This is a genomic window from Segatella copri (assembly GCF_003465495.1).
Lineage (GTDB): Bacteria > Bacteroidota > Bacteroidia > Bacteroidales > Bacteroidaceae > Prevotella > Prevotella copri_G.
The window spans coordinates 1-1,783 of the sequence record NZ_QSAV01000102.1 but is presented as its reverse complement, the minus strand read 5'-3'; the positions used below and the strand labels follow the sequence as shown (position 1 = coordinate 1,783).

Here is a 1,783-nt window from a genome sequence, read left to right as displayed (position 1 = left end):
ATACGCTTTAATACTATTTCCATTTGCTTGAATGTTATGTGTTAAGTTTGAAAACTATTTTGCGTTAAAACATCTCAGGTCGAGTCCGTCAGAACGGAATAATAGCTTCTTAAAACTGAATAACTGAATACTGAACACCTTTCCGCCCTGCTTTCCGTCAGCTCCGTCGGCATTTACTCCCTTCGGAGGAATTTTCTCGATATAATGGCGGTTCACCCAGTTTCTCAGCATCGTCGCCGTACCCTTCTTGCCGAAGTCGTTCTGCAGACGCACCATTTCAGCCTGCGTGTAGGTGAAGGTGTCAGGCAATTGCTGCAGCAGGTTGGCTGGTCCTCGCTTGCTCGATTTCTCTCCTACCTCATTAGCCTTGGCTATGCTTGCGCCAAAGAAAATCATCTTGCACCACAGGTCGTAACTCTCGCTCCATCTGGTGAACTCTTCTATTTCGGGTTCCCATTTGCAGCCGTTTGCAACGTATAGCACGCAAGCCTTGAGAAAGGCAATTACGTTGCCACGGAAGGAGAGATTCTCGAACACCCTGTTTTGCGACATGCGCGAAAAGTCGGCGTTCTCATCCTTTAACTTTTCTGCCAGGGCGAAAGCCTCAGCACAGTCTATCCTACCCGACGCCTTGCACAGATTCTCTATGTACGGTCTGAGCGCCTCTCTGAAGGCATCGTCGTATTCGCCGTATACAGGCATTTCAGCACCGATTTCCCGCTCCGGGATGGTACAGAAGTTGATGCGGCTGATAGGTCCGTCGGTGAGCACCTTGGAGAAATATCGCTGCCCCAGCTGGACGGTGGTTGATGCATTCCAGTTGAACCGGATGGTGATGCGCTCGGTGATACTCGATGTGCCCACGCGAGTCTGGCCGTATGAGTTTCCTGGATCAAAGGCAAGACACATAATCTTGAACTGCTGGTTGCCCTGTCCCTTGAGGGCGTCGAACTGGTCTATCTCGTTGAGCGTTGTATAGAGGAAATGTTCCTGAGCCTCAGCCGTGCGCATAACGAATGCCGGGTTGGTCATATCGGCATCTATCTCCTGGATGATGAGGTTTTCCGGACGCTTGCGCTTATCCTTGTTGGCACCCTTTCGTGTCACCTCCTCTTTCCATTCCTTCTCCCGTTGCAGGTTCTCACGGTCGCGCTGCCTGATGTCCTCCATAATCATGTTGATGGGCATCTGCACACAGTTCTTGCCTGCGCCCGTACCCGCCAGCAGACAGCACATCAGGGTAGCCTCGTGCTCCACATTGTCGATGTACTTGAAGGTGGTCTTGCAGAGGTGTGTAGCAAGTGGCGGGAAGATGGCGTGTGCCACGGCTGGCTTGTAGACGTCCGGGGTCTTTGATAGCAGCAGCTCCACGAGTTTTGGGAGATGTTCGGGCATCGGAGGCGGAGCTAATTTATCATCTTCCGCATTGGTATCCGTGCCGCCTTCGGAACCCACAGAACTTGCGGATTTGAATGCCACGGCATCCTTCTGGGATGACTTCTCAGCCTGAGCATTGATGCGGATTACGGCTTGCGACATCGGCTTCGAACTGTCGCCATATTTCGCATAAAAATCGTGGATGAGCTGCTGGCAGTCACGCTCCTGCGAAAAGGCTGGCATCTTCTGTGCCACCACCGCCTTCAGTTCCTCTTCGGGCATCACTCTCGATGCGCCTGCGCTCATAATCGCCAGGAGCGATGAGTGGCGCGAGCCTGGGGTGTTGATGTCTACGTCCTTCAGACCTGCCGCATTGCGGAAGAGGTCGAAGGCTGCTAGGTTCTTG

General features: G+C 52.7%; 1 protein-coding gene. It reads right to left on the bottom strand.

Features of this window, described 5'->3' with window-relative positions:
- Positions 1–54: 54 nt before the first annotated feature.
- The coding region (locus DWV53_RS15180) for a hypothetical protein (RefSeq protein WP_118155447.1) at positions 55–1,783 on the bottom strand (1,729 nt) is incomplete at its 5' end.